Origin of the sequence: Candidatus Thiosymbion oneisti (assembly GCF_900092655.1) — a bacterium.
Lineage (GTDB): Bacteria > Pseudomonadota > Gammaproteobacteria > Chromatiales > Chromatiaceae > Thiosymbion > Thiosymbion oneisti.
The window spans coordinates 1-360 of sequence record NZ_FLUY01001504.1 but is presented as its reverse complement, the minus strand read 5'-3'; the positions used below and the strand labels follow the sequence as shown (position 1 = coordinate 360).

Here is a 360-nt window from a genome sequence, read left to right as displayed (position 1 = left end):
CCCACGCTGGAGCCTGGGGAGCCAGCCGAAAATCAATGCCCGTAGAAAATCAATAGGTTAGTTTTTAGACAGCCTCTGAACTGGTTCTGGTCATTGCCGGCGTTGGTGACCTGGTGATGCACGATGAGCTGGTGTTTGTCGTCAACGCAACCTTGCACGTTGTCGCCGGTCACAGGCTGGTTGCCCTTGTTCAAGGCCCGCGCATCGGGGTCGGTACGCGACGCTGGGTCTCACCACGCTCCTCGAGCTGCTTGAGTTGTGCCTGCTGGCGGGCCTGGCGCGTCTTGAGTTCCTCCAACTTGCTCGCCAGCGTGGGGTCTTCACCCAACCGGTCGCCGGCCTGGTTTTCCTGCGCGTCGT

General features: G+C 60.6%; 1 protein-coding gene. It reads right to left on the bottom strand.

The window, feature by feature from the left end; translation table 11 throughout:
• Positions 1-32: 32 nt before the first annotated feature.
• Positions 33-194: a hypothetical protein gene (locus BQ17_RS22015; RefSeq protein ID WP_176722461.1), complete on the bottom strand. Its 162-nt coding sequence runs from the start codon at positions 192-194 to the stop codon at positions 33-35.
• Positions 195-360: the final 166 nt, after the last annotated feature.